Raw genomic sequence first — 201 nt, forward strand, 5'->3', positions numbered from 1 at the left:
TGATACGATGAGGAAGATATTAAAAAATAAGCGTGCTTTTCAATTTGTGTTAGCTAGCCTAATTCTTATCCCTTTCATTATAGTAGGTACTGTTGGATTCCAACAATTATTTAAAGAACCTGAAAAAGTCGAGTATTCCATTGAAGAATACCATTCTGTAAAAGAAAACGTATATTTTTTCGGGAATCAACGAAAATTCGT

At 31.3% G+C, this 201-nt stretch carries 1 pseudogene; it reads left to right on the forward strand.

From position 1 onward, the window contains the following. Window positions 1–201 (forward strand): annotated as a pseudogene (locus tag HMPREF3057_RS10320) (hypothetical protein); the annotation flags it as partial.

The sequence above is a fragment of the Streptococcus sp. HMSC072D05 genome (assembly GCF_001815805.1).
GTDB lineage: Bacteria > Bacillota > Bacilli > Lactobacillales > Streptococcaceae > Streptococcus.